The organism is Okeania hirsuta, assembly GCF_003838195.1.
Classification (GTDB): domain Bacteria; phylum Cyanobacteriota; class Cyanobacteriia; order Cyanobacteriales; family Microcoleaceae; genus Okeania; species Okeania hirsuta.
In genome coordinates, this window is sequence record NZ_RCBY01000329.1 from 1 (window position 1) to 6305 (window position 6305).

At 37.2% G+C, this 6305-nt stretch carries 4 protein-coding genes and 2 pseudogenes; 3 read left to right on the top strand and 3 right to left on the bottom strand.

Going from position 1 to position 6305, the window contains the following annotated elements; genetic code table 11:
* The coding region (locus D5R40_RS29410; protein ID WP_192901327.1) for a peptidylprolyl isomerase at positions 1-870 on the bottom strand (870 nt) is incomplete at its 3' end.
* Between the two features lie 273 nt (positions 871-1143).
* On the bottom strand, positions 1144-2505 hold the full coding sequence (locus D5R40_RS29415; RefSeq protein ID WP_124147123.1) for a peptidylprolyl isomerase: 1362 nt from the start codon (positions 2503-2505) through the stop codon (positions 1144-1146).
* A gap of 355 nt (positions 2506-2860) precedes the next feature.
* Between D5R40_RS29415 and D5R40_RS29420 the strand changes: the two are divergent.
* Positions 2861-3259: pseudogene (locus tag D5R40_RS29420) on the top strand (peroxiredoxin); the annotation flags it as partial.
* Between the two features lie 175 nt (positions 3260-3434).
* On the opposite strand, the gene D5R40_RS29425 reads toward D5R40_RS29420, so the two are convergent.
* Positions 3435-3635 carry a hypothetical protein gene (locus D5R40_RS29425; RefSeq protein WP_240039162.1) on the bottom strand — a complete coding sequence of 67 codons (201 nt, stop codon included), beginning with the start codon at positions 3633-3635 and terminating at the stop codon, positions 3435-3437.
* Positions 3636-3861: 226 nt separating this feature from the next.
* Between D5R40_RS29425 and ltrA the strand changes: the two genes are divergently transcribed.
* Positions 3862-5745 carry a group II intron reverse transcriptase/maturase gene (gene ltrA / locus D5R40_RS29430; RefSeq protein ID WP_240039161.1) on the top strand — a complete coding sequence of 628 codons (1884 nt, stop codon included), beginning with the start codon at positions 3862-3864 and terminating at the stop codon, positions 5743-5745.
* Between the two features lie 66 nt (positions 5746-5811).
* Positions 5812-5967: pseudogene (locus tag D5R40_RS29435) on the top strand (peroxiredoxin); the annotation flags it as partial.
* Positions 5968-6305: the final 338 nt, after the last annotated feature.

Below are 6305 nucleotides of genomic sequence, written 5' to 3' on the forward strand. Positions count from 1 at the left end.
GGCAAGGATAGCGTCATCTAGTATAGATGTCTCAACAATATCATCCTCGGCAGAATCAGCATCGCTATCGTCATTTTCATTTTCAGTATCTTCATCAATAGAAAGAACATAAGATACCTTCACTTCATTGTCCGCATTAATCCAATCATTGAGTAAATCTGATTCAGTAGCTATCTCTGAAGTTCTACTAGATATATCTCCATCAACTACCCTAGCTACAAGAATGCGATCGCCCTCTCGAATCTCTTGCACAAAATCAAAACCTTCGCTCACTTCACCAAATACTGCATAACCCCCATCCAGTTGATCGGCAACATTATCCAAGGTAAAGTAAAATTGCGAAGAAGCTGTATCTAATGCTTGAGAGCGAGCCATAGCTATGACCCCTGCTTCATGGGATAACTCTACTGGATCGGCAACTACTTCGTTATAGACAATTTCTCCTGTGTCTGCAACTTGAATTTCCAAAGGTATTTCCCGTGGTGCTTCTGTTGCAGGGTTAATAAATTTCCCCGAGCCTAAATCTTCAATCAAAAAATCCGGATCTCTGCCCTGGGGGTCGCCACCTTGAGCTACAAAACCTTCTACAAACCGATGGAATGCCAGAGCATCATAGAAATTTTGCTCTACCAGATTGACAAAGTTAGCTGCTGTTACTGGAGCAGCGGCGGAATTGAGTGTAACAGTAATTTTTTCTCTCTCACCAGACTCTTCTTCATTTTCATTTTCCTCTTCTTCATTTTCATTTTCTTCTTCTTCTTCTTCCTGGGATACCTTTTGTACCACCATTTCCACTGTGACTTCTTGGCCTTCTAAATCAACTAATTCTAGCTCTTCTAAATATTCTTCGGTACTTTTTATTTGTTCCATTGGTTGATTAGTTCCTTAGTTCCTTGAGTTGTCCAAAATTTGCTACTTCATTATATTCTATTCTTAAATTTTGTTGCCGACAAAACTGCTTAAGTACAGGAAGAAGGTCAATTGAAAATGAGGATAAACTTCTTTTAATCATTGTTGAGCACTACCTAATTTTTTTCATTCTTGTACAGTAAAGTATAAGAAATAAAAACAGCTCTAGTTAAAACTAAAATACTTGATATTATATTCCTCTTTTTCTACTAATAAACTTTTCCATAAATTCAATTATCCAATTCTCAAAGCTGCATCTCCAAAAGGCAGTGCATCAGGAACAGAAATAGTAGTAAAATCGAAAAAGAAACTGGCACTTCTCACTTCCTCTGCTGTCGAATTATTCACAGTACCAAGAATCCTATTATCTTCCTCTGTTTCACCTTCTAATTGAATAACTGTATTATTTCCTTCTTGAGTAAAAGATAGGGAAGATATTTGTACCGAAACACCGATTCTATCCCCTTCTAAAAAATTAAAATCTGCTACTATATCTGCATTATATTCTTCATTTTCTATTAATGTCAAAATAAAAGTATCTGCACCTGCTTCACCAGCCAAATTATCCGTACCAGCATCACCAATTAAAATATCATTTCCTTCCCCAGCAGTTAATACATCACTATCTTTACCACCGCGTAAAAAATCATCTCCTCTACCACCAAATAAAGTATCACTATCTAAGTTGCCATTCAGAATATCATTATCAGGACCACCAGATAATAAATCAAACCCTTTTCCACCCCGAAGATAATCGGAACTATCTCTACCATCTAAACTATCATCTCCTTGATTACCATTAATTACATCATTAAGTATTGAACCTGTAATTTCATCATTTCCTTCTAATCCTAAAACACCAAATACTTCTTGAGATAATTCTGTAGAAATTGGAAAAATATCATCTCCTTCTGTTAAAACTTGAAAGAAATCAATAGGTAATGGAATATTGGCACGATTAACAATATTAATAAAATTATTGAGCAGAGTAGTATCAGTAATAATTTGTGAAACTCGACTAGGGATTATTCCTTGAGTAACTCTCACAGCAGTAATACTATCACCTAATTCTAGTTCTTCTATAACATCTAACCCATCTATTACATTACCAAATACGGCAAAACTACCATCTAATACTGATAAATCATTCAAGGGAATATAAAATTGAGAAGATGCAGAATTTAACACTTCTATACGAGCCATTCCAATTGCACCTACTACATTTGGCAGTTGTAATGGAGGAGAAACTATTTGATTGTAAATAATTTCTTGCCCAAGTCCTAACGGCCGAATTTCTAAAGGAATAAATCGAGTTTCATTTGTTAGTGGATCGACAAAATTACCACTTCCTAAAAGTTCCAAAGGAATATCTGGATTTCTACTGAAAGGGTCTCCTGCTTGAACTAATGAAAATTGTGGTTGATTTTCGATGCGATGAAATCTGACACCATCATAAAAATTTCGTTCTACTAAATCAACAAAATTACCTCCAGTTATTGGTGCATTTATACCATCAATTTCTATAGTAACTATTTGATTATCAATCACCATTAATACTGTTGCTGGACTTGATATTTGTGGTAAATCTTCTTCCATTTTTCCTAATTTTATGGGTAAAATTTTTGTACAAGTTGCTTATTATATAATAAATTTTCTGGCTTTTCTGATAAACGCTATTTTTCCTCAAAATCCAAAATAAAATATTAGATTTTAACAATTTCCCCAGAGAAAATTTTTTCCTAAATTTATCTTTTCTTTTATGGGTTTAATACCCCACTGTCACTTGCGGTGCTGAAAATTGCTTGGGGTTTGTAGACACGGAGTGGCGTATTGAAGACTATCCATCAGCAATTTTCCCTTCTGCCTTCTGCCTTCTGCCTTCTGCCTTCTGCCTTCTGCCTTCTGCCTTCTTCAAGTAAACTTATATGAAGTAGAGTTTTCATCGTAAATTATGACCACCCGTCGGAATCTAATTAGCATATTTTTAGCTAGCTGTTTAGCTTTGATAACTTGGTTTAACTTTATTCCTAATACTTGGGCACTTGGAGGAAAATTACCGGAGTTATACCAACCAGCACCAGAATTTACTTTACCCACGAATACTGGAGATGGAGAAATTTCTTTATCTGATTATCGGGGTCAGTGGGTAGTGCTTTATTTTTATCCTAAAGATTTTACTTCTGGTTGTACTATTGAGGCGCGTAGATTCCAACAAGATTTGCCAAAATATATTTCTAGAAATACTCAAATTTTAGGTGTTAGTGCAGATGATGTAGATTCTCATGCAGAATTTTGTGATTCTGAGGGATTGAAATTTCCATTGTTAGCTGATACGGATGGAAGTGTTAGTGTGCGACTCGTTGGTTAGTCAAACTGCTGAAAAGCAGATATATCTAGCCTTCCATGGCTAATCTTAAAGGAGGTTAAATATTTGGCCATCGGAAAACTCTTATTTCCTTAGTGGTGAAATTCCACCGCCTCGTTGTCTAGGTAGAAAGCATAGGCCACACTGGTGAGACTGAACATCAAACTGGTGAAGCTGGCCTAAAAGCGGGAAAATACCAGTTACCAGGAACGATACCGCAAGCAAAGGCTGACAAGTGGACAAACAGGAAGGTAATCAAACTCTCGTTATTCCAAACCATCTCAAAGGTAGCTATGGGATGTAGGACGAAAGTCAGAGGGTCTATGGATAATTCTATACTTACGGGATTATCGACAACCATACCGAACCCTCCGGGAGATTTTATCCTACTAAATCAGCCGTAAATAAGGAATAAGGGAACGAGGAAACCTCTCTAAGACACCTAAGAGTATAGGTCGAGAACTTAGGAAGCCATTCAAGGTAAATCTACACAAAGGTTGTAGGTCTTAGGGAGAGTAGGATTGGATAAGAAGCATTAATTTGCAGACGTATCCACTGTTAGGCGTAATGTAAGGCAATGAATAGTAATGAACAAAGCTCAAACACTGAAAAGAAACTTAGGTAATCCTAAACCATTTTTAAGCGTAGCATGGGATACAGAGGATATACCCTCACAAGTTTCAATTAATCCTAACCTTAAATGGAAGGATATTAATTGGAAGAAGGTAGAGAAATCTGTGTTCAAATTACAAAAATTGATTTACAGAGCATCCATGAGTGGCGAATTCCGCAAGATGCACAGATACCAAAAACTTCTGACCAAAAGCTATTACGCAAGGTTGCTAGCTGTTAGGCGCGTGACACAGGATAACCAAGGCAAGAAAACTGCTGGAGTAGATGGTATTAAAAATCTATCTCCAATGCAGCGATTCAACTTGGTGAATCTACTCGCATCACGTCACCTCAAAGCAAGCCCAACCCGCAGAGTCTGGATACCAAAACCAGGCAGGGATGAAAAGCGACTACTTGGAATCCCTACGATGTACGACCGTGCATTACAAGCCTTGGTTAAGTTAGGTATGGAACCAGAGTGGGAGGCACGCTTTGAACCCAACAGTTATGGTTTTAGACCAGGACGGTCAACCCATGATGCCATAGAGGCTATCTATATAAGCATTAACCATAAACCCAAATATGTGCTTGATGCAGATATATCCAAATGTTTCGACCGAATTAACCATGATGCACTGCTGAGGAAATTAGGTCATTCACCATACAGACGATTAATTAAACAATGGTTACAGTCTGGAGTGTTTGATAATAAACAATTCCTAAAATCTGTGGAAGGTACACCACAGGGAGGTGTAATTAGTCCCCTACTAGCAAACATCGCCTTACACGGTCTAGAGGAAAGAGTAATGGAATTTGCCGAAAAACTCCCGATTAGACATCCTAATGGAAGAGCAATGGCAAAGAAATACAAACGTCAAAGTCTCTCCCTAATACGCTATGCTGACGACTTCGTTATCCTTCACGAAGATATCAAAGTAGTCCTGCAAGCAAAAGCCGTAATACAGGAATGGTTAAACCAGGTAGGACTAGAACTAAAACCAGGAAAAACCAAAATTGCCCATACCCTGGAAGAATATGAAGGGAATCAGCCTGGATTTGATTTTCTAGGTTTTACAGTTAGGCAATGGAAGGTTAAGTCAACTAAACAAGGATTTAAAACACTGATAAAACCCTCCTCTAAAAGTATCAAAACTCACTACCGGAAACTGGCAGATATATGTGATTCTCACAAAACTGCCCCTACTAAAGCTCTAATAGCTAAATTAAATCCGGTAATAAGAGGATGGGCTAACTACTTTTCAGCCGTAGTCAGTAAGGAGATATTCAAAAAAATTGATGACCTCCTATGGAAAAGGCTATGGAGATGGGCAAGTAGGAGGCATCCGAATAAGTCAGCCATTTGGGTTAAGAAAAAGTATTTCCCCAGCATAAAAGGAATCAGAAATTGGGTACTTAACGAAGGCGAATATATACTAAATCTGCACTTTGATGTACCTATTATACGGCATATTAAAGTAAAAGATAATAAATCACCCTATGACGGTGACTGGACTTATTGGAGCAGCAGAATTGGAAAACATCCAGGCGTAAGGAAAGAAGTCACAACGCTGTTAAAACGGCAAAAGAATAAATGCGCATCTTGTGGACTAACCTTTAGACCAAACGACCTAATTGAAGTTGACCATATAAAACCAAGGTCTGAAGGTGGTGACAACACATATAAAAATAAACAACTATTGCACCGACATTGCCACGATACTAAAACTGCCTTAGATAAAAAGACATACGCAGAACTAAAGTTACAGGACTTACCTGAAGATTATTTATGGGTTGACGATATGTTGACACTAAGACAGGGATGTGCCCATGAAAAGGGACGTTTAAGAGAGGAGCCGTGATGAGGTGAAAGTCTCACGTCCGGTTCTGAAGACGAGTCGGGTAGGGTAACTTACCTGGCTTAGTTTAACAAAGCTTACGGTTCATGGATGAATTTTTTCTCAATGCGACATACTTTTATTATCGATCCAGATGGGATGTTGCAGGAGATTTTTCTCGGGGTAAGACCGCCTATTCATAGTCAAGAAGTTTTGGCTCGTTTAGATGAGTTGCAGCAGATTTAACTAAGTTAATTAAGTAGGGAGTTATGCACCACTCCCTACTAATTTTAAGTAGCAGATGAATTATTGCTACATATAAGTTTTTTTCCTCTTATACTAATTACTAAAAGTGATGCTATATTGAGGTGAAACTTCCATTGTTAAAAATAATTAATACAGGCATAATCACCTTTTTTATAATTCTTATAAAGAATAAGCTAATAACAGTGAAACCTGCAAAAAATCACGCATATTTAAGCCTTACCATACCTTTTTTACAAGTATTAAAAATTTAATTATAGTTATTATATCATGTCCGTTTATATCGTTTGTGTAAACCCAAGGGTGAATATCTACAGGAA